Here is a 23609-nt window from a genome sequence, read left to right as displayed (position 1 = left end):
ATAACTGCGACAGGGTTCAGCGCATGGCAGAAACGACCAGCCGGGTGCTGCAGCTGCTCGGGCTGCTGCAGTCCCGCCGCGTGTGGACCGGTGAGGACCTGGCCCAGCGGCTCGAGGTGACCACCCGCAGCGTGCGTCGCGACGTGGAACGCCTGCGTGACCTGGGTTATCCCGTGCACGCCAGCAAGGGCCACGGCGGCGGGTACCAACTCGGCGCCGGCGCGGCATTGCCCCCGCTGCTGCTCGACCCGGACGAGGCGGTCGCGATGGCCGTCTGCCTGCGGCTGGCCGCGGGCGGGACGGTGGCCGGTGTCGGCGAGTCCGCGTTGCGGGCGCTGAGCAAGCTCGATCAGGTGATGCCGTCGCGGCTGCGCTCGCAGGTGGCGGCGGTGCACGATTCGACGGTCACGCTGACCTCGCCGACCTCGGACGCGCCGGTCGAACCCGACGTGTTGATGACGCTGGCCCGGGCTTGCCGCGACCGCGAGCACGTCTGCGCCGGTTATGTCGACATCCGCGGAAACGCCACCCAGCGGCGGCTCGAGCCCTACCAACTGGTCACCACCGGACGGCGCTGGTATCTGCTGGCCTACGACCGCGACAAGCAGGACTGGCGCAGCCTGCGGCTGGACCGGATGGGCGACGTGCGGGCACAGGGCAGCACGTTCACGCCCCGCGAGGCGCCCGACGCCGCGACCTACGTGCGGCGCTCGATCAGCAGCTCGCCGTACCGGTACGTCGCACGCGTGCGATTTCATGCGCCGGAAAGTGTTCTGACGCAGCACTTCTCAGCGGCCTCGGCGACGGTCGAGGCGGACGGTCCGGACGCATGCATCGTCACCGCGGGCGCCGACGACCCCGAGCGCATGGTGTTCTACTTCGCGACGGTCGGTTGCGACTTCGAGGTGTTGGAGCCGCCGGAGGTGGTGCGCGCCGTCCACGCGGTGTCCGAGCGGTTGCAGCGCAGCCTCAGTTTGTGAGCTCCAGCCGGTCGGCGAGCATCAGAAACACCGCGGCGAACGGGTTGTCGGCGGTGTCGTCGCGGAGCTGTTTCCAATCCAGTTGTTCGCGCACCGCACGCACGGCGGGCAGCAGGGCGGCGAAGTCGCAATGGTGTTCGTTGAGCGAGTTCAACTTCTCTCGCATCACCTCGGTGGGCGCCAGGACGCGCATCCGGACTGCGAGCACGTCGTGCTCCTCGGCCGCCACGATGCTCTCCTTCTCGACGGGCACACCGTTGAGTCGGTGCAGTACGTCGATGACGAAGTCCTGCCCGACGCACGCTTTGAACAACCAGTCCTCCGGGGTTCGCTCGATGCGGAAACCGGCCTCCTCCAGCGTCGCGGCGGCCTTCTCGGTGTCGGGCTCTGCGACCACGAAATCCACGTCGTGCACGGGTTCGGGGCCGCCGAACACCCACAGCGCGTAGCTGCCGCCCAGGGCGAAATCCGGGCCCTGTGCCCGCAGTGCCGACGCCGCGCGTTTGAGCGCGTCGCGCAGATCATCGTTTCTCTGGGGCACTACTCTCCTGGGGCCGACTGGTGGCCTAGCGGCCATTGTGGGTAGCTAGTACCCATGCGGATGCGTCTGGCCACCTTCAACATCTTGCACGGGCGCAGCGTTCACGACGGCATGGTTCACCGCGACCGGCTCGTGGAATCCGTTCGGGAACTCGACGCCGACATCCTGGCGCTGCAGGAAGTCGACCTTGATCAGCCGCGTTCGGGCATGGCCGACCTCACCGCGGTCGCCGCCGAAGCAATGGGCGCAGTCAGCCACCGGTTCGTGGCGGCGATCTCCGGGACGCCGGGGGCCACCTGGATGGCCGCCACCGGTGACGAGCAACCCGGCACCGCCGCCTACGGGATCGCGCTGCTGTCGCGGTTTCCGGCGGAGTCGTGGCAGGTCTTGCGGCTGCCGCGAATTCCCGTGCCGTTTCCGATGTACCTGCCCGGTCCGAATCGGGTGCAGATCGTCAACGAGGAGCCGCGCGCGGCGATGGTCGGCGAGCTGGACGCCCCCCTGGGGCCGCTGACCGTTGCCAATACGCATCTGTCGTTCGTGCCGGGGTGGAACCGGGTGCAGTTGCGACGGTTGCTGCGCGATATGCGTGGCTTCCCGTCGCCGCGGGTGTTGATGGGCGATCTGAACATGACGCCGCCTACCGTCAGGCGGTGGGCCCGGCTGCGGCCACTGGCCACGGCCCTCACATTCCCCGCCCACGATCCCGACCGTCAGCTCGATCACATCGTCACCGACGATCCCGGCCTGCGGGTGGAGCAGTGCTGCGCGCCGTCGTTGACGATCTCGGATCACCGGGCTCTGGTGATCGACATCTCTCGCGCCTGATCGTGCCGACCGTCCCCCGAAACTGTCCCCGGCTTCGCGTGGGCCCCCACAGATCGCGCGCACACGAGTTTTCGCGATCTGCCCGCAGTCTCGATCACCACGACCACGTACGCCGTAGGGTTTGGGTGTGCGGGTCATTTCGGCGGAGTCGACGGACTTGTTCGTCGGGCCCGCAGATGCGCCGCAGCAGATCGTGCGGATCGGTTACACCGGCGGCGGGGGCGAGGTGCGCGTCGACGGTGACGGCGTGACGGGTCACGCGCGCGCCGCAGCGGGGGACGGCAGCCTGGAGGTGCCGGTCACGGTGACCGACGCCGTCGTCGGCGAGCAGCGCCAGGCCCGCGTGGTCACCAGTGATGGCATCACGCCGTTCGTCTTCACCGTCGCCGAACCAGGCTGGACCATGTACATGATCAGCCACTTCCACTACGACCCGGTGTGGTGGAACACGCAGGCGGCCTACACCGCGGCGTGGAGCGAGGACCCGCCGGGCCGGTGCAGGCAGACCAACGGCTTCGATCTGGTCAGCGCACACCTCGAAATGGCCCGCCGGGAACCGGAATACAAGTTCGTGCTGGCCGAAGTCGACTACCTCAAGCCGTTCTGGGACACCCACCCCGAAGAGCGCGACGATCTACGCCGTTTCATCGCCGACGACCGGGTCGAGATCATGGGCGGCACCTACAACGAGCCGAACACCAACCTCACCAGTCCCGAGACGACGATTCGGAACTTCGTGCACGGCATCGGGTTTCAACGTGACGTGCTGGGCGCCAATCCGGCGACGGCCTGGCAGCTCGACGCGTTCGGTCACGATCCGCAGTTCCCCGGAATGGCCGCAGATGCGGGGCTGACGTCGAGTTCGTGGGCCCGCGGCCCCCATCACCAGTGGGGCCCGATGGCCGGCGGCGGCGATCCGGAGCGGATGCAGTTCAGCAGCGAGTTCGACTGGATCTCCCCGTCCGGGCGCGGGCTGCTCACCCACTACATGCCCGCACACTACTCGGCGGGCTGGTGGATGGATTCGGCGCCGACACTGGAGCAGGCCGAAGCCGAGACGTATCAACTGTTCACGTCGTTGAAGAAGGTGGCGCTGACCCGTAACGTGCTGCTGCCCGTCGGCACCGACTACACGCCACCGAACAAGTGGGTCACCGCGATTCACCGGTCATGGAACTCGCGCTACACCTGGCCCCGCTTCGTCTGCGCGCTGCCCAAGGAGTTCTTCGCGGCGGTGCGCGCCGAACTGGCCGAACGCGGTGTCGAGCCGTCGCCGCAGACGCGCGACATGAACCCGATCTACACCGGAAAAGACGTCTCCTACATCGACACAAAGCAGGCCAACCGGGCCGCCGAGGACGCGGTGCTCGACGCGGAGAAGTTCGCGGTGTTCGCCGGACTTCTCGGCGGTGCGACCTATCCGCAGGCGGCGCTGGCCAAGGCGTGGGTCCAATTGGCTTATGGCGCGCACCATGACGCGATCACCGGCTCGGAATCCGACCAGGTGTACCTCGATCTGATGACCGGCTGGCGCGACGCCTGGGAGTTGGGAACGGCGGCCCGCAACAACGCGCTGGCCCTGCTGTCGGGCGCGGTCGAAGGATCGGTCGTCGTGTGGAATACGTTGACGCACAGCCGCACTGACGTGGTGACCGCTCACCTTCCGGAAGCTGGCGGACCGGTGCGGGTCATCGACTGCGCCGGCGATGAGGTGCCCGCCCAGTACGGAGCACGGACGGTCAGCTGGCTGGCCCGCGACGTGCCGTCGCTGGGCTGGCAGGCCTACCGGCTTGAGGATTCGGACTCATCGACGAACTGGGAACCCGTGCAGGGTAACGAGATCAGCAATGAGCACTACCGGCTACAGGTGGACCCCTCACGTGGCGGTGCGGTGGACTCGTTGATCGAAACCGACTCGGGTCGCTCGTTGCTGGCCCACGGCAAGGTCGGAAATGAATTGGCGGTCTACGACGAATATTCCGCGCATCCGGAGGCCGGCGAGGGCCCGTGGCACCTGCTGCCCAAGGGGCCGGTGACCTGTTCGTCGTCGTCGGCGGCCGACGTGCAGGCCTACCGCGGAGCGTTAGGCGAGCGGCTGAAGATCCGCGGCCGCATCGGTGAGGTGTTGCGTTACGAACAGACCGTCACGCTGTGGCGGGGTGTGCCGCGCGTCGACTGTCAGACCACGATCGACGAGTTCACCGGCGCCGACCGGCTATTGCGGCTGCGCTGGCCGTGCCCGGTGCCCGGGGCGCTGCCGGTCAGCGAGGTCGGTGACGCGGTCATCGGGCGGGGGTTCGGACTGCTGCACGAACGCGGACAAGAAGCGGCGATCGACGCCGCGACGCATCCGTGGACGTTGGACAACCCGGCGTACGGCTGGTTCGGGCTGTCGTCGACCGTGCGGGTGCGCGTCGGCGACGGGTGTCACGCGGTGTCCGTTGCCGAGGTGGTGACGCCGACTGAGACCGCGTCCGCGGTGGCGCGTCCGCTGATGGTGGCGTTGGCGCGCGCCGCAGTCACCGCGACCTGCAGTGGCGCCGACAAGCCGCGCTACGGCGATCTCGCGGTCGACTCGAACCTGCCGGACACGCGGCTCGCGATCGGTGGACCCGATGAAAACATCTTCACCGCAACGGTTCTGGCCGAAGCGGATTCTTCGTACGCCGAGGAGTTGAAGCGGCAACTGCATGCGACCGGCACCGCCAGGGTGTGGGTGCCGGCGGCAGTGCCGCTGGCCGAGGCGTGGGTGCCGGGCGCAGATCTGCGTGACGTGCGGGCGCTGCCGGTGCTGATCGTCGCGGGGTCGACATTGGATGACGCGGTGACCGGCGTCGTCGAGGACCTGGCCGACTGGGAGATCGTTGTCGAGCAGGACTCACCGGCGGGGGAGGCGGCCTTCGAGGACCGGACGGTGGCGGTGCTGAATCGCGGTCTGCCGGGGTTCGCCGTCGAGCCCGATGGGACTATGCATCTTTCGCTGATGCGGTCATGCACAGGGTGGCCGTCGGGCACCTGGATCGACCCGCCACGCCGGACCGCGCCCGACGGGTCGAACTTCCAATTGCAGCACTGGACACACACTTTCGAATACGCGTTGGTCTCCGGTGACGGCGACTGGCGGCGGGCGGGCGTTCCGGCCCGTAGCGCGGAGTTCTCGCATCCGCTTCTTGCGGTGACGGAGAAGTCCGGTGCCGCGGGCGGGCTGCCGTCGTCGGGTTCGCTGTTGGAGATCGAGCCGGCGGGCACGGTGCAGCTCGGTGCGTTGAAGGCCGCCGGCAACCCGTTGGCCGGCGGTAGCGCCCGGGCGGTTCACCCGTCGGACGGCGTCGCGATGCGGTTCGTCGAAACGACCGGGGCCACGGCGGAAGTCACGGTCACCTCCGGGCTGCGACGAGTATCCGCCGCGGTTCGGGTGGATCTTCTCGAGCGGCCCCGCGTACAGGAGGTGACGCCGGACGGTTTGTCGTTGCACGGCTTCGAGATCGCCACCGTGCTGGCACGATTCAACATGCCGCAGGTACTGCAGGCCGATCATGCGGTGCTGGCGCCCGAGGCGGAGGAGGCGCAGCCGCTCTACGCTCGGTATTGGTTGCACAACCGGGGACCGGCGGCGCTCGGTGGTCTGCCCGCGGTCGCGCACCTGCATCCGCAGCACGTCGTCGCGTCCGGTTCGTCGGTGCAGCTCCGGCTCACCGCCGCCAGCGACTGCAGCGACGAGGTACTGCACGGACGGGTGCACCTGCTGTGCCCGGACGGCTGGACAGCCGAACCCGCCGTGCTGTCGTTCATGCTGCCGCCGGGCGAGTATCTGGACACCAGCGTGAGCCTCACCGCACCGGAGAAGGTGTTGCCCGGGTTGTACCCAGTGCGTGCAGAACTCGCGTTGACCGGCGCGCACGTGTCGATCCCGCCCGCGTGGCGCCAGGTGGTCGAGGACGTGTGCGTCGTCGCGGTCGACGCATCACCCGATGACACCCTGCTGCGGTTGGTCGCCGGACCGGAGCCCGTCGACGTCAACGCCGGTGAATCGGCGCGGCTCGCGGTCACGGTCGGCACCGACGCGTATGCCGACATCGCCGTCGAGGCACACCTCATCAGCCCATGGGGCACATGGGAATGGTTGGGTCCGGCGGCATCCGGCGTCGAGCTGTCCGCTCGTGGCACCGCGGAAATCGGCTTCGACGTCGCGCCTCCGGAATGGATAGGGCCCGGCGAATGGTGGGCGTTGATCCGGCTTGCCGGGGCCGGACAGCTCGTCTACACGCCTGCGGTGAAGGTGACGGTGCGATGAGCAACGCGGCCTCGTGGGCGGGTGTCGCAGCGACGGTGCACGGTGCGCCGGTTTCGGTCGAGGAGGTCGACGCACGCGAGGCTTCGCTGCGGGGGTCGCGGATCGCGTCGTCGCTGCCGCGGCCCGGTACCAGTGAGGGACGGCAGCTTCGGCGTTGGCTGACCCAGCTCCTGGTGGCCGAGCGCGTCGTGGCGGCCGAGGCCCAAGCGCGCGGGTTGACCGCCGCCGGCGCACCCGCCGAAGCAGCACTGCTGCCCGACATGACGGTGCGGATGGAGTTCGGCAGTGTGGCGGCGTCGGTACTGGCCGACCCGTTGGCCCGCGCGGTGTTCGCGGAGGTGACATCGGAGATCGACGTCACCGACGACGAGGCCGCGTCGTACCGGACACGGAACCCCCTGCGCTTCAACGGAGTTGCGGAGGTCGCGGCGCATCTGCGTGCCGCCGCGCGCCGTCGCGCCTTCCGGCTGTGGCTGGACGCCCGTTGCGCGGCCGTCGTGCAGCTCGCCCCGGGGTACGAGCATCCCGGTGACCCGCGTCAGCCCGACAACACCCATCGGCACTGATGGCCGATTCCACCCTCGCGCTCGCGATCGACGTCGGCGGCACAAAGATCGCGGTCGGTCTGGTCGACGATGCGGGGACGCTGGTGCATCAGGCAAAGCTGCCGACGCCTGACGGCGACGCGGAAACGATTTGGGCGGTGCTGGATTCGCTGATCAGCGAGGCGTTCGCCGCCGCTGGTGGTCGGGTCCGCGGCGCCGGAATCGCCTCGGCGGGACCGATCGACTTGGCGACGGGAACCGTCAGTCCGATCAACATCACCGCGTGGCAACGCTTTCCGATCGCCGAGCGGGTGTCGATGGCCGTCGGCGCCCCGGTGAGACTGGCAGGCGACGGCTTGTGCATGGCGATGGGGGAGCGGTGGCGCGGTGCGGGCCGCGGCGCCGAGTTCCTGCTCGGCATGGTGGTGTCGACCGGCGTCGGCGGCGGGTTGGTGCTCGACGGCGCACCTTATGACGGCCGGACCGGCAACGCCGGGCACGTCGGCCACGTCGTCGTCGATCCGGACGGCGGTCCGTGCACCTGCGGCGGCCGTGGCTGCGTCGAGACCATCGCCGCCGGCCCGCGCATGGCGCAGTGGGCACGCGAGCAGGGCTGGGATGCGCCCGCGCACGCCGACGCCAAGGAGTTGGCCGAAGCCGCCACTGCCGGCGACGCCGTCGCAATGCGGGCGTTTCGCCGGGGCGCGGTCGCCGTGGCCACGATGATCGCGTCCGTCGCAGCGGTTTGCGACCTGGACCGCGTCGTCATCGGCGGCGGCGTGGCCAAGTCAGGGGCGCTGCTGTTCGACCCCGTCCGCGAGGCGTTGACTTCCTACGCCGGACTGGAGTTCATTCGCCAGGTGCGGGTGGTGCCCGCCGAGCTCGGCGGTGAAGCGGGCCTCGTCGGTGCCGCGGCGCTGTTGGTCCACTGACGGCGAATCAGCTACGCGCCATGTGCTTTCGCCCCCAGTCGCACAGGCTCGCCAGCACCGGAGCAAGCGTCATGCCGTACTCCGATATCGAGTAGTGCACGCAGGGCGGCACGGTCCGGGCGTCGTGTCGGTCGATGATGCCGTCATCGACGAGTTCATGCAGGTGGCGGATGAGCATCCGCTCGGTGATGTCGGGGATGCTGCGACGTAACTCGGCTGTGCGCATCGGGCCGTCCTGCAGCCGCCACAGGATGGTGCCCTTCCAACGTCCGTCGATGACCGTCAGCGCGGTGTCGATCGGACACTCGTTGAGACCCTTCTTCGACACCGCCATGAGCCCTCCATGAGCTGACAAATTTGTCAGTACCTTGTTTTTTGTCAGCATACCGGCGATGGTCGAGTGATGGAACATTTCGTCGCACTCATTGCCCTGGTGATCACTGGTCCGCTGGTCGGCGTGGAGATCGGGGTCGCGGTGTTCACCCACCCGGTGATCGGCCGCCTGCCCGACCAAGCCTTTCGACAGGCGCGCGGCGACGCCGCCCGCGTACTGGGCAAAGTGATGCCGTTCTGGTACGTCGCCTCGCTGGCCGCCTTGATCGCGACGGCGGTCGTCACCGGCAACTGGCTCGTCATCACCGCAGCTGTGCTGATGGCATTGGTCTTGCTCACGACCGTGACGCTGATGGTGCCGATCAACAACCGGATCGGCCGCTGGTCCGATGCCGCCGAGGCCGATCGCGACCTTGCCCGTCGGTGGGACCGGTTGCACTGGCTGCGCGTCGGCCTATTGATCGTGCTGTACGGATTGCTGGTGATTTCGGTGTCGTGACCGTCGCTTCGCGACTGTTCGGACACCGAATTCACCCGCGTTTTGGCTGATGAGTGGGCGGCAGGCTAAACTTGCCGACGTTCCACCGAAGACCGTCGGTCACCGATCAATCGGTTGAAGGTCCCGGATCCCCGGGCGGCCCACGCAGGAGGACGAGGCTAGTACGTCATGTGCGCCCCGACCTGTCTGCGTCGGGGCGTTCGTCGTTCCGGCCCCTCATCCTTTCTCGGCCGATGGTTCCCATCCACGAGGAGGCATGCATGGCCAAGGCTGACAAGGCCACCGCGGTTGCCGACATCGCCGAGCAGTTCACCCAGGCTTCGGCGACGCTCGTCACCGAATACCGCGGGCTGACGGTGGCCAACCTCAAAGACCTGCGCCGCTCGCTCGGTGATTCCGCCACCTACACAATCGCCAAGAACACGCTGGTCAAGCGTGCCGCGGCGGAGGCGGGCATCGAGGGGCTCGACGAGTTGTTCGTCGGTCCCACCGCGATCGCGTTCGTCAAGGGCGAGGCCGTCGACGCCGCCAAGGCGATCAAGAAGTTCGCCAAGGACAACAAGGCCCTCGTCATCAAGGGCGGCTACATGGACGGCCGCCCGCTGAGCGTGTCCGAGGTCGAGCGCATCGCCGACCTGGAGTCGCGCGAGGTGCTGCTGGCCAAGATGGCCGGCGCGATGAAGGCGAACCTGTCCAAGGCTGCCGGCCTGTTCAACGCTCCGGCGTCGCAGGTCGCCCGGCTGGCCGCAGCTCTGCAAGAGAAGAAGGCCACTGAGGAAGCGGCTTAACCCCCCGACTTGTGGAGCCGCACCGGCGCTGACCGCCGCCAAAGCTCCACAAATCGCCCATCAAGAAGAATCAGAAAGGACCAACCATGGCCAAGCTGTCCACCGACGACCTGCTCGACGCGTTCAAGGAATTGACGCTGCTGGAGCTCTCCGAGTTCGTCAAGAAGTTCGAGGAGACCTTCGAGGTCACCGCCGCTGCTCCGGTCGCCGTCGCCGCGGCTCCGGGTGCCGCTGCTGGTGGTGCCCCCGCCGAGGCCGCTGAGGAGCAGTCGGAGTTCGACGTCATCCTCGAGGGTGCCGGCGACAAGAAGATCGGCGTCATCAAGGTCGTCCGCGAGATCGTCTCGGGCCTGGGCCTCAAGGAGGCCAAGGACCTCGTCGACGGCGCTCCCAAGCCGCTGCTCGAGAAGGTCGACAAGGCGGCCGCCGACGACGCCAAGGCCAAGCTCGAGGCCGCGGGCGCGACGGTCACCGTCAAGTAGCCTGCAACGCCACCGCCGGCGAGCCGGCAATAGCACAACTGTGGGGTCGATCCAGCAAATGGGTCGGCCCCACAGTCGTCTCGCGGATGAGTCACAATCTGACTGCAGACGAGTGTTGTGGCCAGGAGGCGTAGGCTACAGTGACTCAAGCCACAAGCGGTCAAGCGAGTGGCGTGACGATGACTGGCGGAAGGATCGCGAGCGTGGGCATTGGAATTCAAATTGAAGGACTGACCAAGTCCTTCGGCCCCCAGCGAATCTGGGAGGACGTCACATTCGACCTGCCGCCGGGTGAGGTGAGCGTGCTGCTCGGCCCGTCCGGTACCGGCAAATCCGTGTTCTTGAAGTCGTTGATCGGGCTGCTGCGGCCGGAGCGCGGCAAGATCATCGTCGACGGCACCGATGTCATCCAGTGCACCGCCAAGGAGCTCTACGAGATCCGCACGCTGTTCGGCGTGATGTTCCAGGACGGTGCCCTGTTCGGCTCGATGAGCCTCTACGACAACACCGCCTTCCCCTTGCGTGAGCACACCAAGAAGAAGGAAAGCGAGATCCGACAGATCGTCATGGAGAAGCTCGAGCTGGTCGGTCTGGCCGGCGACGAGAACAAGTTCCCCGGCGAGATTTCCGGCGGTATGCGCAAGCGCGCCGGCCTGGCCCGCTCGCTGGTGCTCGACCCGCAGATCATCCTCTGCGACGAGCCCGACTCGGGTCTGGACCCGGTGCGTACCGCGTATCTGAGCCAGCTGCTGATCGACATCAACGCGCAGATCGACTGCACGATCCTGATCGTGACGCACAACATCAACATCGCCCGCACGGTGCCGGACAACATGGGCATGCTGTTCCGCAAGCACCTGGTGATGTTCGGTCCGCGCGAGGTGCTGCTGACCAGCGACGAGCCGGTCGTCCGGCAGTTCCTCAACGGTCGCCGTATCGGCCCGATCGGCATGTCCGAGGAGAAGGACGAGTCGACGATGGCCGAGGAGCAGGCCATGATCGACGCCGGCCACCACGACGGTGGTGTCGAGGAGATCGAGGGTGTGCCGCCGCAGATCCAGGCGACACCCGGCATGCCGGAGCGCCAGGGTGTCTACCGTCGTCAGGCCCGGGTGCGCGAGATCATGCACACCCTGCCGCCCAAGGCGCAGGAAGCCATCCGCGACGACCTCGAGGGCACGCACCGGTACCAGGCGCATGCGATCCCCGACGTCGACGACCCGAGGGCCCGGCATCGCACGGTCGACGAAGAGGCGCCGACCGGCGCCATCCCGCGCGCGCAACAGTAAGCCACGCTGGTGGGCGTCGAACACAAACCGACGTTCTGCCGGATCTGCGAGCCGCTGTGCGGCATGATCGCGACCGTCGAGGACGGCCGTCTCACGGCACTGCGCCCCGATAAGGACCATCCGCTTTCGGCGGGGTTCGCCTGCCAGAAGGGCATCGCGTTCACCGAGGTCGTCAACGACCACGATCGCGTCACCACTCCGTTGCGGCGGCGCACCGGCGGCGGCTTCGAACCCGTCGGCTGGGACGAGGCGATGACCGACATCGCCGCACGGCTCGGCGCCATCCACCGGGCCCATGGGGCGGGCGCGATCGGCTGGTACTTCGGTAACCCTGGCGCGTTCAGCTACTCGTACACGTTGAGCCTCACCACCCTGATGGCCGGATTCGGGCTCGGTCTCATCGGCGGCCCCGGCCGGGGCCTGCACGTGTTCACCGCCGGCTCCCAGGATGTGAACAACCGCTTCGTGGCCAGCCAGTTGCTCTACGGCTCACCGCTGGCGCTGCCGGTACCCGATGTGCTGCGCACCGATCTGCTCGTCGTCATCGGCGCCAACCCGGTCATCTCGCACGGCAGCGTGTTGACCGTGCCCCGGATCAGGGACCGCATGCACGACATCGTCAAGCGCGGCGGACGCGTGCTGGTGATCGACCCGCGCAAGACAGAAACCGCCGCTCAGTTCGAGTGGCTGGGCATCGTCCCCGACGGCGACGCCTATCTGCTCCTGTCGCTGCTGCACGTGATGTTCGCGCAGAACCTGGTGGACCGGCACCGACTCGCGTCGCAGGCTGACGGCGGCGCGTGGCTGGAGCGGCTGGCAAGGCCGTTCAGCCCGGAGGCGACCGAGTCGCACACCGGCATCGAACCCGAGACCGTCCGCTCGTTGGCCCACGACCTCGCCCGCACCGAACGGGCCGCGGTGTACGGCCGCGTCGGCACCAGCACCGGGGAGAATGGAACGCTGACGACGTATCTACTCGACGCCGTCAACGTGGTCGCCGGCAACCTCGACGTGCCCGGCGGCAGCATGTTCGGCCGGTGGGGGTTGCCGGGGGAGCGGTGGCTGAACAAGGCGGGCGGTGCGATGCTTCGGGCCGTCTACTCCCGCAAGCGCTCGCGCATCGGCGGCTTCCCGTCCGTACTGGGTTCCGAACCCGCGGCCGTGATGGCCAAGGAGATCATCACGCCGGGCCGCGGCCAGGTCAGGGCGCTGTTCGTCGGTGCGGGCAATCCGGTGCTGTCGGTGCCCAACGGCGACGAATTGGAGACGGCGCTGGAGTCCTTGGACCTGATGGTCGGGATCGACCTCTACGTCAACGAGACGCTGGCGCACTGCGACTACGTGCTGCCCGCGACATCGATGTATGAGCGCGACGACTTCCCGCTGCCGTTCCAGACCCTGCAGCCCACCCCGTTCCGGCAGGCCACCGAGGCCGTCATCGCGCCGGTGGGGCAGGCACGGGCGGAGTGGGAGATCATCGACGACCTCGCCGCCAGGATGTGGCGGTCGACGCCCGGCCTGGCGGCACTCGCCGGCATGCGGAAAGTGTTGTCGCTCTTCGGTGTTCGGCTGACTCCCCGCGTGCTCGTCGATGCGGTGATCCGGCTGGCCGACGGCGGTGACCGGTTCGGCCTGCGCCGTGGGTTGAGCTTCTCCAAGCTCACCGGCCGCCATCCGCACGGCAGCGTGCTTGCCGACAATCTGCGCGACGGCGTGCTGCGTGACACCGTCGTGTACCGCGGCCGCCGGATCCGGTTGCGCCACGACGAGATCGCCACCGAGGTGGACAAGCTGTCGCGGCGCAGCGTTCCCGACGGCTATCCGATGCGGATGATCGGCATGCGTGAGGCGAGGTCGGAGAACTCGTGGCTGCACAACTCACCGCTGCTGATGCGCGGCGAGCGCATGCATCAGGCGCGCATCCACGTCGACGACGCGGCCGCTGCGCACATCGTCGACGGCGACACGGTGCGGATCGCGTCGCCGCACGGCGAGATCGAGTTGGCTGTGGTCGTCACCAAGGACATCGTCCCCGGCGTGGTCGCGGTCCCGCACGGCTGGGGGCACAAGGGCACCGCCGGCTGGCGGGTGGCCAACGACGCCGGCGGCGCCAACGTCAATCGGCTCATGTCGAGCGATCCGTCCGACATCGAGAGCTTGGCCGGCATGGCCCGGTTGACCGGCGTGCCGGTGCGCATCGAACGAGCCGAAACCGAAGTTGTGCATGCCGGCCGAAACCCGCTCCCGTAACGACGACGGACGTTATCTTTCTCGCGTCGTCGAACAGGGAGAGGTCATGGTCGACCGGTTGTGGGTGTGGGTTAGCGCCGGCGTGGTCATCGCCGGCATGACGGCAGCGATGCTCGCGGGTACGGGCGTGGCGATCGCGGACGACGGTTCCTCGTCGGATACCGGTGGTTCGAAGAGTTCCCAGGCGTCGAATTCGACTGACAGCAAGAAGGATTCACCGGGTGGCGGCACGACGGGTGCCGGGAGCGCCGATGACGGGGCGGACGCCTCCGGTCCGAAGGACGCCTCCGGCCAGAAGGACGACGCAACGGATCCCGACGACGCCGATGCGAAGGATCCGGACGACGACGCGTCGACCGACGACAAGGAGACCACCGACGACAAGGAGACCACCGACGACGAGAAGGCGACCGACGAGAAAGCGACCGACGAGAAGGCCTCCGACGACGAGGAAGCGACCGACGAGGAAGCGACCGACGACGAACTGGCCGTCGACGGCACGGCCGCCAACGACGACGTCGTCACGAAGTCCCGCTCGGGTAGCGATGACACGACCAGGCAGACGAGCGCTGCGGGCACGGCGAACATCACGGCCACCACATCGGACGAGGACACCGCCTCCGTCACACCCGAGTTCGAGAAGAAGACGGTCATCGAGACGGGCCTCGACAACGCGACCGTCCAGCCCGCCGTCGAGCAGACCGCGACGATCCCACTCGACAAGCTCGTCGAGAAGACCGAAGAACCCGAAGTGCAGGCGGTGGCCTTCGCGTCGGCACCGCTGGCGGCAGCCGCCACCGCGACCGCCCCGCAGGTCCCCGACATCATCAGAGTGATCGGCACGATCGTGTTCGACCTCTACGCGATCGCGACCCGGATCTTGGGCGGCCCACCGGTCCTGCCGCCGAACAGCACCGTCACCGTGCGCTCCTCTTCTCTGCGAATCGACTGTGCGTGCGAGGAGGGCGAAGGCGAGGAGGTGCCCGCGGACTGGTACATCCCGAAGACCGAGGAGGGCCAGCCACCGCCGGACCGGCTGATCTACCTGCAGCACGGCTTCTTGGCCAGCGGCCCGTGGTACAGCCACACCGCCGCGGCGCTGGCCGAGCAGACGAACAGCATCGTCGTCGCGCCGTCGATCACGTCGAACTTCTTCGCCGCCGATGCATGCTGGCTCGGCGCCGCACCCATGCACGAGGCCATGGCGGGATTGTTCGACGACGACAACACGGCCTTGCTCGAGAGCGCGCGAGCAGCCGGCTACACCGGTCCGATTCCCGATCGGGTCGTGCTCATGGGGCACTCGCTCGGCGGCGGCGCGGTTTCGGGCATGGCGGGCGCCATGGTCGAGAACAACACCGTCGACCGGCTCGCCGGAGTGGTGTTGCTCGACGGCGTCGGCCTCGACCCCAACGGTGCGATGGCCGAGGCGTTGGACAAGGTGCCGATGTCGATTCCGATCTATCAGCTCGCGGCGCCGAAGTACTTCTGGAACCAGTTCGGTGTCGGTACCGATGCGCTGCTCGAGGCCAGGCCGGGCGAGTTCGTTGGTGTCACGCTGGTCGGGGGATCACATGTCGACACGATGCGCGGCGGCAATCCGCTGATCCAGTTCGCCCAACAGCTGGTCTCGGGCTTCTCGAAGCCGCAGAACGTCGCGGCCGCCCAGCAGATTGCGGTCGGTTGGGTCAACGACATGTTCGCCGGCAACAAGGAAACGGGCATCTACCTCGACCGCGGCGAGGAGTTCAGCTTGCAGACCCCGAGCGGCGAGGCCACCGTGGTGGACCTGCCGAACGCGCTCACCAAGCCGTTCCTGCTGAACTTCCTGCAGCCGTTCGTGTCGCTGGGCAATGTGTTCTTCACCTTCGAGCCGACCTGCGTCACCGACTCCGTCGGCACGTCGGGGACCGGAACCTGCGGCGACGCGATCGCCGCGTGAGGGAACCGCCGCACCCGTGCCGTGACTTCCGTCGGAGCGTAAAACTCCACACCAAACACCGTGTTATCTCTTGACGGACGGCCGTTGAGGGGCCAATCTGTTGGTCAGCAATGTATGGATGGGTGAGAATTATCGAGTCGCCAGCCAGCGCCCCGACCGTCCATGCGCGCGGTGGTTGAGGAATACGCCGTCCTGCGGTACTGTTGGACGTTGCGCTGGCTGCATCCTGCCCACCTAAAACCCGCACCTGACACCGATGTCCTAGCCTGAGCCCCGCTCAGTGATCTAGTCGCGTGCCGTGCGTTCGGGAAGTTTGTGGTCGTGAGTGGCCGGCCGAACCGACGCAGATATCGCGGCGCATGAGGGTCCGGTGGTACCGGCCCCTTCAGAGTCGCATGAGGTGCTGGAAGGATGCATCTTGGCAGGGTCCCGCCCAAGCAAGACAGCAGAAGCTACTAAAAACTCCGTCCCAGGAGCACCAAACCGAATTTCCTTTGCAAAGCTGCGTGAGCCCCTCGAGGTTCCCGGGCTTCTTGATGTTCAAACCGAGTCCTTCGAATGGCTGATCGGCTCCGAGGCGTGGCGTGAGAAGGCCAAGCAGCGTGGCGAGGAATCGCCCGTGGGCGGCCTCGAAGAGGTTCTCACCGAGCTGAGCCCGATCGAGGACTTCTCGGGCTCGATGTCGCTGTCCTTCTCCGATCCGCGCTTCGACGAGGTCAAGGCGCCGGTCGACGAGTGCAAAGACAAGGACATGACGTACGCGGCCCCGCTGTTCGTCACGGCCGAGTTCATCAACAACAACACCGGCGAGATCAAGAGCCAGACGGTCTTCATGGGCGACTTCCCGATGATGACCGAGAAGGGCACGTTCATCATCAACGGCACCGAGCGTGTCGTGGTGAGCCAGCTGGTCCGCTCGCCGGGCGTCTATTTCGACGAGAGCATCGACAAGTCCACCGAGAAGATGCTGCACAGCGTCAAGGTGATCCCCGGCCGCGGCGCGTGGCTGGAGTTCGACGTCGACAAGCGCGACACCGTCGGTGTTCGTATCGACCGCAAGCGTCGTCAGCCGGTCACCGTGCTGCTCAAGGCGCTGGGCTGGACCAACGAGCAGATCACCGAGCGCTTCGGCTTCTCCGAGATCATGATGTCGACGCTCGAGAAGGACAACACCGCAGGCACCGACGAGGCGCTGCTGGACATCTACCGCAAGCTGCGCCCGGGCGAGCCGCCCACCAAGGAGTCCGCGCAGACCCTGCTGGAGAACCTGTTCTTCAAGGAGAAGCGCTACGACCTGGCCCGCGTGGGCCGCTACAAGGTCAACAAGAAGCTCGGCATCACCGCGCAGCCGGCCGAAACCACGTCGACCACGCTGACCGAAGAGGACGTCGTCGCGACCATCGAGTACCTGGTGCGCCTGCACCAGGGCGACAAGACGATGACCGTTCCTGGTGGCGTCGAGGTCCCGGTCGAAGTCGATGACATCGACCACTTCGGCAACCGTCGCCTGCGCACGGTCGGCGAGCTGATCCAGAACCAGATCCGGGTCGGCCTGTCACGCATGGAGCGCGTCGTGCGTGAGCGCATGACGACCCAGGACGTCGAGGCGATCACGCCGCAGACCCTGATCAACATCCGCCCGGTCGTGGCGGCGATCAAGGAGTTCTTCGGCACCAGCCAGCTGTCGCAGTTCATGGACCAGAACAACCCGCTTTCCGGCCTGACCCACAAGCGCCGCCTCTCGGCGCTGGGCCCCGGCGGTCTGTCCCGTGAGCGCGCCGGTCTCGAGGTCCGCGACGTGCACTCCAGCCACTACGGCCGCATGTGCCCGATCGAGACGCCGGAAGGCCCGAACATCGGTCTCATCGGCTCGCTGTCGGTGTACGCGCGGGTCAACCCGTTCGGCTTCATCGAGACGCCGTACCGCAAGGTCAAGAACGGTGTTGTCACCGATGACATCGAGTACCTGACCGCCGACGAGGAGGACCGCCACGTCGTGGCGCAGGCCAACTCGCCGCTGGACGACAAGGGTCGCTTCGCCGAGGAGCGCGTCCTGGTCCGCCGCAAGGGCGGCGAGGTCGAGTACGTGTCGTCGGCCGAGGTCGACTACATGGACGTCTCGCCGCGCCAGATGGTGTCGGTCGCGACGGCGATGATCCCGTTCCTCGAGCACGACGACGCCAACCGCGCGCTGATGGGCGCCAACATGCAGCGCCAGGCGGTTCCGCTGGTGCGCAGCGAGGCGCCGCTGGTGGGCACCGGCATGGAGTTGCGCGCCGCGATCGACGCCGGTGACGTCGTCGTCGCCGACAAGTCCGGCGTGATCGAGGAGGTCTCGGCCGACTACGTCACCGTGATGGCCGACGACGGCACCCGGCACACCTACCGGATGCGGAAGTTCGCCCGTTCCAACCACGGCACCTGCGCCAACCAGCGTCCGATCGTCGACGCCGGCCAGCGTGTCGAGGCGGGGCAGGTCATCGCCGACGGGCCGTGCACCGAGAACGGTGAGATGGCGCTGGGCAAGAACCTGCTCGTGGCGATCATGCCGTGGGAGGGCCACAACTACGAGGACGCGATCATCCTCTCCAACCGCCTGGTGGAGGAGGACGTGCTCACCTCGATTCACATCGAGGAGCACGAGATCGACGCCCGCGACACCAAGCTGGGCGCCGAGGAGATCACCCGGGACATCCCGAACGTCTCCGATGAGGTGCTGGCCGATCTCGACGAGCGCGGCATCGTCCGCATCGGCGCCGAGGTCCGCGACGGTGACATCCTGGTCGGCAAGGTCACGCCGAAGGGCGAGACGGAGCTGACGCCGGAGGAGCGGCTGCTGCGCGCGATCTTCGGTGAGAAGGCTCGCGAGGTTCGCGACACGTCGCTGAAGGTGCCGCACGGTGAGTCCGGCAAGGTCATCGGCATCCGGGTGTTCTCCCGCGAGGACGACGACGAGCTGCCGGCCGGTGTCAACGAGCTGGTCCGCGTCTACGTCGCGCAGAAGCGCAAGATCTCCGACGGCGACAAGCTGGCCGGGCGCCACGGCAACAAGGGCGTCATCGGCAAGATTCTGGCGGTCGAGGACATGCCATTCCTGCCGGACGGCACGCCCGTCGACATCATCCTGAACACCCACGGTGTGCCGCGACGGATGAACATCGGCCAGATCCTGGAGACCCACCTCGGGTGGGTGGCCAAGAGCGGCTGGAAGATCAACGGCTCACCGGACTGGGCGAGTGCGTTGCCGAAGGAGCTGCTGGAGTCGGAGCCGGGAAGCATCGTCTCCACACCGGTGTTCGACGGTGCCCGCGAAGCCGAGCTACAGGGTCTGCTGTCGGCCACGCTGCCCAACCGCGACGGCGAGACGCTCGTCGACGAGGACGGCAAGGCGATGCTGTTCGACGGTCGCAGTGGCGAACCGTTCCCGTATCCGGTGACGGTCGGCTACATGTACATCCTCAAGCTGCACCACCTGGTGGACGACAAGATCCACGCCCGCTCCACCGGCCCGTACTCGATGATCACCCAGCAGCCGCTGGGCGGTAAGGCGCAGTTCGGTGGCCAGCGGTTCGGCGAGATGGAGTGCTGGGCCATGCAGGCCTACGGCGCGGCGTACACGCTGCAGGAGTTGTTGACCATCAAGTCCGACGACACCGTCGGCCGGGTCAAGGTGTACGAGGCGATCGTCAAGGGCGAGAACATCCCCGAGCCGGGCATCCCGGAGTCGTTCAAGGTGCTGCTCAAGGAACTGCAGTCGCTGTGCCTCAACGTCGAGGTGCTGTCGAGTGACGGTGCTGCGATCGAGATGCGTGACGGCGACGACGAGGACCTGGAGCGCGCTGCGGCGAACCTAGGAATCAACTTGTCGCGCAACGAATCTGCCTCCGTAGAAGATCTCGCTTAAATAGTTACCAATCCCGAAAGGGGAAAGGGAGTTACGTGCTAGACGTCAACTTCTTCGATGAGCTCCGGATCGGTCTCGCCACCGCCGACGACATTCGTCAGTGGTCCTACGGCGAGGTCAAGAAGCCGGAGACCATCAACTACCGCACGCTGAAGCCTGAGAAGGACGGCCTGTTCTGCGAGAAGATCTTCGGACCGACTCGCGACTGGGAGTGCTACTGCGGCAAGTACAAGCGCGTCCGCTTCAAGGGCATCATCTGTGAGCGCTGCGGCGTCGAGGTGACCCGCGCCAAGGTGCGCCGCGAGCGGATGGGCCACATCGAGCTGGCCGCGCCCGTCACGCACATCTGGTACTTCAAGGGTGTGCCGTCGCGGCTGGGCTATCTGCTCGACCTGGCGCCGAAGGATCTCGAGAAGATCATCTACTTCGCCGCCTACGTCATCACCGCGGTCGACGACGAGATGCGCCACAACGAGCTGTCCACGCTGGAGGCCGAGATGGTCGTCGAGCGCAAGGCCGTCGAGGATCAGCGCGATCTCGACCTGGCCGAGCGGTCGCAGAAGCTCGAGGCCGACCTGGCGGAGCTGGAGAAGGAAGGCGCCAAGAGCGACGTGCGCCGCAAGGTGCGCGACGGCGGCGAGCGTGAGATGCGCCAGATCCGCGACCGGGCCCAGCGTGAGCTGGACCGGCTCGAGGAGATCTGGAACACCTTCACCAAGCTGGCGCCCAAGCAGCTCATTGTCGACGAGGTGCTCTACCGCGAACTGCAGGACCGCTACGGCGAGTACTTCATCGGCGCGATGGGTGCCGAGGCGATCAAGAAGCTCATCGAGAACTTCGATATCGAGGCCGAGGCCGAAGAGCTGCGCGAGGTCATCCGAAGCGGCAAGGGGCAGAAGAAGCTTCGCGCGCTGAAGCGGCTCAAGGTGGTCGCGGCGTTCCAGCAGTCGTCCAACTCGCCGATGGGCATGGTGCTCGACGCGGTTCCGGTGATCCCGCCGGAGCTGCGGCCGATGGTGCAGCTCGACGGTGGCCGGTTCGCCACGTCGGACCTCAACGACCTGTACCGCCGCGTGATCAACCGCAACAACCGGCTCAAGAGGCTGATCGACCTCGGCGCGCCCGAGATCATCGTCAACAACGAGAAGCGCATGCTTCAGGAGTCGGTGGACGCGCTGTTCGACAACGGCCGCCGCGGCCGCCCGGTCACCGGGCCGGGCAACCGTCCGCTGAAGTCGCTGTCGGACCTGTTGAAGGGCAAGCAGGGCCGGTTCCGCCAGAACCTGCTCGGTAAGCGTGTCGACTACTCGGGCCGTTCGGTCATCGTGGTCGGCCCGCAGCTCAAGCTGCACCAGTGCGGTCTGCCGAAGCTGATGGCGCTCGAGCTGTTCAAGCCGTTCGTGATGAAGCGTCTGGTGGATCTCAACCACGCGCAGAACATCAAGAGCGCCAAGCGGATGGTCGAGCGTCAGCGCCCGCAGGTGTGGGACGTCCTCGAAGAGGTCATCGCCGAGCATCCGGTGCTGCTGAACCGCGCACCGACCCTGCACCGCCTCGGCATCCAGGCCTTCGAGCCGCAGCTGGTGGAGGGCAAGGCCATTCAGCTGCACCCGCTGGTCTGCGAGGCGTTCAACGCCGACTTCGACGGTGACCAGATGGCCGTGCACCTGCCGCTGTCGGCAGAGGCGCAGGCCGAGGCTCGCATCCTGATGCTGTCGTCGAACAACATCCTGTCGCCGGCGTCGGGCCGGCCGCTGGCCATGCCGCGTCTGGACATGGTGACCGGCCTGTACTACCTGACGACGATGATCGACGGGGACCCCGGCGAATTCACGCCTGCGGCCAAGGATCGACCGGAGACCGGCGTGTACAGCTCGCCGGCCGAGGCGATCATGGCGATGGACCGCGGCGCGCTGTCGGTGCGGGCCAAGATCCGGGTGCGGCTGACGCAGCTGCGTCCGTCCGCCGACATCGAGGCCTCGACGTTCCCGGACGGTTGGAAGCCGGGCGACGCCTGGACCGCGGAGACCACGTTGGGCCGGGTGCTCTTCAACGAGCTTCTGCCGCAGGGCTATCCGTTCGTCAACGAGCAGATGCACAAGAAGGTCCAGGCGCGGATCGTCAACGATCTCGCCGAGCGCTACCCGATGATCGTGGTCGCGCAGACCGTGGACAAGCTCAAGGACGCCGGCTTCTACTGGGCCACCCGTTCGGGTGTCACCGTGTCGATGGCCGACGTGCTGGTGCCGCCGCAGAAGCAGGAGATCCTGGACCGCTACGAGAAGGAAGCGGACCAGATCGAGAAGAAGTACCAGCGTGGTGCGCTCAACCACGACGAGCGCAACGACGCCCTGGTCAAGATCTGGCAGGACGCCACCGAAGAGGTCGGCGAGGCCCTGCGGGCGCACTACCCGAAGGACAACCCGATCATCACGATCGTCGATTCGGGTGCCACGGGTAACTTCACGCAGACCAGGACACTGGCCGGCATGAAGGGTCTGGTGACCAACCCGAAGGGTGAGTTCATCCCGCGTCCGATCAAGTCCTCGTTCCGCGAGGGCCTGACGGTGCTGGAGTACTTCATCAACACCCACGGCGCCCGAAAGGGTCTGGCGGACACCGCACTTCGTACCGCCGACTCGGGCTACCTGACCCGTCGTCTGGTCGACGTGAGCCAGGACGTCATCGTGCGCGAGACCGACTGCGAGACCGAGCGCGGCATCACCGTCACGCTGGCCGAATTGCAGGGTGACACCCTGGTGCGCGATCAGCACATCGAGACGTCGGCCTACGCGCGGACGCTGGCCACCGACGCCGTCGACGCCAAGGGCAACGTGGTCGTCGAGCGCGGCCACGACCTGGGCGACCCGGCGATCGAGGCGCTGCTGGCCGCCGGCATCACCGAGGTGAAGGTCCGCTCCGTGCTGACCTGCGCGACGGGCACCGGCGTGTGTGCGATGTGCTACGGCCGTTCGATGGCGACGGGCAAGCTCGTCGACATCGGCGAGGCGGTCGGCATCGTCGCCGCGCAGTCCATCGGCGAGCCCGGTACGCAGCTGACCATGCGCACGTTTCACCAGGGCGGCGTGGGTGAGGACATCACCGGTGGTCTGCCCCGCGTGCAGGAACTGTTCGAGGCCCGTATCCCGCGGAACAAGGCGCCGATCGCCGACGTCACCGGCCGGGTGCAGCTCGAAGAGGGCGAGCGCTTCTACAAGATCACCATCATTCCCGACGATGGTGGCGAGGAAGTGGTGTACGACAAGCTGTCTCGCCGTCAGCGCCTGAAGGTGTTCAAGCACGACGACGGCACCGAGCGCCTGCTCACCGACGGCGACCACGTCGAGGTGGGTCAGCAGCTGATGGAAGGTGCCGCCGACCCGCACGAGGTGCTGCGTGTCCAGGGCCCCCGCGAGGTGCAGATCCACCTCGTCAAGGAGGTCCAGGAGGTCTACCGCGCTCAGGGCGTGTCGATCCACGACAAGCACATCGAGGTCATCGTCCGGCAGATGCTGCGTCGCGTCACGATCATCGACTCGGGTGCGACGGAGTTCCTGCCCGGCTCGCTGACCGAGCGTGGCGAGTTCGAGACCGAGAACCGTCGGGTGGTCGCCGAGGGCGGCGAGCCGGCGGCCGGTCGTCCGGTGCTGATGGGTATCACGAAGGCGTCGCTGGCCACCGATTCGTGGCTGTCGGCGGCGTCGTTCCAGGAGACCACCCGCGTGCTGACGGATGCGGCGATCAACTGCCGCAGCGACAAGCTGCAGGGTCTGAAGGAGAACGTGATCATCGGCAAGCTGATCCCGGCCGGTACGGGTATCAACCGGTACCGCAACATCCAGGTGCAGCCGACCGAAGAAGCCCGCGCTGCGGCGTACACGATCCCGTCCTACGAGGATCAGTACTACAGCCCGGACTTCGGCCAGGCCACCGGCGCCGCGGTGCCGCTGGACGACTACGGCTACAGCGACTACCGCTAGTCACCTTTCTGCGCGAGCAGAC

15 protein-coding genes are annotated in these 23609 nt (G+C 67.2%); 13 read left to right on the top strand and 2 right to left on the bottom strand.

Going from position 1 to position 23609, the window contains the following annotated elements; all coding sequences use genetic code 11:
* Positions 1-23: 23 nt before the first annotated feature.
* Entirely contained in the window at positions 24-980 is a 957-nt protein-coding gene (locus tag G6N18_RS11760) for a helix-turn-helix transcriptional regulator (RefSeq protein WP_083001072.1), read from the top strand.
* Here the strand turns inward: G6N18_RS11760 and G6N18_RS11755 are convergent.
* Positions 970-1521 (bottom strand): hypothetical protein, encoded by a 552-nt coding sequence (locus G6N18_RS11755; protein WP_109749402.1) that lies wholly within the window; start codon positions 1519-1521, stop codon positions 970-972. The two genes, G6N18_RS11760 and G6N18_RS11755, sit on opposite strands and share 11 nt — an antisense overlap.
* Before the next feature lie 60 nt (positions 1522-1581).
* Between G6N18_RS11755 and G6N18_RS11750 the strand changes: the two genes are divergently transcribed.
* The 4 genes from G6N18_RS11750 (at position 1582) to G6N18_RS11735 (ending at position 8120) form a co-directional block, all read left to right on the top strand.
* The gene (locus G6N18_RS11750) at positions 1582-2349 is read left to right on the top strand and encodes an endonuclease/exonuclease/phosphatase family protein (RefSeq protein WP_083001142.1); all 768 of its coding nucleotides are present in this window, start codon (positions 1582-1584) and stop codon (positions 2347-2349) included.
* 127 nt (positions 2350-2476) lie between these two features.
* Positions 2477-6643 carry a glycoside hydrolase family 38 N-terminal domain-containing protein gene (locus tag G6N18_RS11745; protein ID WP_083001070.1) on the top strand — a complete coding sequence of 1389 codons (4167 nt, stop codon included), beginning with the start codon at positions 2477-2479 and terminating at the stop codon, positions 6641-6643.
* The gene (locus tag G6N18_RS11740; RefSeq protein ID WP_083001068.1) at positions 6640-7209 is read left to right on the top strand and encodes a DUF7158 domain-containing protein; all 570 of its coding nucleotides are present in this window, start codon (positions 6640-6642) and stop codon (positions 7207-7209) included. The genes G6N18_RS11745 and G6N18_RS11740 overlap by 4 nt, the downstream gene beginning before the upstream one ends.
* Complete coding sequence (locus G6N18_RS11735; RefSeq protein ID WP_083001066.1) at positions 7209-8120, top strand: ROK family protein; 912 nt, start codon at positions 7209-7211, stop codon at positions 8118-8120. The genes G6N18_RS11740 and G6N18_RS11735 overlap by 1 nt, the downstream gene beginning before the upstream one ends.
* Positions 8121-8127: 7 nt before the next feature.
* Here G6N18_RS11735 and G6N18_RS11730 read toward each other — a convergent pair whose 3' ends face one another.
* On the bottom strand, positions 8128-8454 hold the full coding sequence (locus G6N18_RS11730; RefSeq protein ID WP_067223408.1) for a winged helix-turn-helix transcriptional regulator: 327 nt from the start codon (positions 8452-8454) through the stop codon (positions 8128-8130).
* 69 nt (positions 8455-8523) lie between these two features.
* Here G6N18_RS11730 and G6N18_RS11725 point away from each other — a divergent pair, with 69 nt between their 5' ends.
* The 8 genes from G6N18_RS11725 (at position 8524) to G6N18_RS11690 (ending at position 23587) form a co-directional block, all read left to right on the top strand.
* Positions 8524-8952 carry an anthrone oxygenase family protein gene (locus tag G6N18_RS11725; protein ID WP_083001064.1) on the top strand — a complete coding sequence of 143 codons (429 nt, stop codon included), beginning with the start codon at positions 8524-8526 and terminating at the stop codon, positions 8950-8952.
* A 260-nt stretch (positions 8953-9212) separates the two neighbouring features.
* Entirely contained in the window at positions 9213-9740 is a 528-nt protein-coding gene (gene rplJ, locus G6N18_RS11720; RefSeq protein ID WP_067223450.1) for a 50S ribosomal protein L10, read from the top strand.
* 86 nt (positions 9741-9826) lie between these two features.
* Entirely contained in the window at positions 9827-10222 is a 396-nt protein-coding gene (gene rplL / locus G6N18_RS11715) for a 50S ribosomal protein L7/L12 (RefSeq protein WP_067223415.1), read from the top strand.
* A 203-nt stretch (positions 10223-10425) separates the two neighbouring features.
* Complete coding sequence (locus tag G6N18_RS11710) at positions 10426-11511, top strand: ABC transporter ATP-binding protein (RefSeq protein ID WP_083001062.1); 1086 nt, start codon at positions 10426-10428, stop codon at positions 11509-11511.
* A 9-nt stretch (positions 11512-11520) separates the two neighbouring features.
* Positions 11521-13761, top strand: a complete 2241-nt coding sequence (locus tag G6N18_RS11705) for a molybdopterin-containing oxidoreductase family protein (protein ID WP_083001060.1) — start codon at positions 11521-11523, stop codon at positions 13759-13761.
* Positions 13762-13807: 46 nt separating this feature from the next.
* Positions 13808-15703, top strand: a complete 1896-nt coding sequence (locus tag G6N18_RS11700) for an alpha/beta hydrolase family protein (RefSeq protein ID WP_109749406.1) — start codon at positions 13808-13810, stop codon at positions 15701-15703.
* A 400-nt stretch (positions 15704-16103) separates the two neighbouring features.
* Positions 16104-19607 (top strand): DNA-directed RNA polymerase subunit beta, encoded by a 3504-nt coding sequence (rpoB, locus tag G6N18_RS11695; RefSeq protein ID WP_163689865.1) that lies wholly within the window; start codon positions 16104-16106, stop codon positions 19605-19607.
* A gap of 35 nt (positions 19608-19642) precedes the next feature.
* Positions 19643-23587, top strand: a complete 3945-nt coding sequence (locus G6N18_RS11690; protein ID WP_067223429.1) for a DNA-directed RNA polymerase subunit beta' — start codon at positions 19643-19645, stop codon at positions 23585-23587.
* The last annotated feature ends 22 nt before the right edge of the window (positions 23588-23609 follow it).

It is taken from the genome of Mycolicibacterium celeriflavum, assembly GCF_010731795.1.
Classification (GTDB): Bacteria; Actinomycetota; Actinomycetes; order Mycobacteriales; family Mycobacteriaceae; genus Mycobacterium; species Mycobacterium celeriflavum.
Note: the sequence above shows the minus strand (reverse complement) of the source record. Positions and strands in the feature narration are given on the sequence as shown.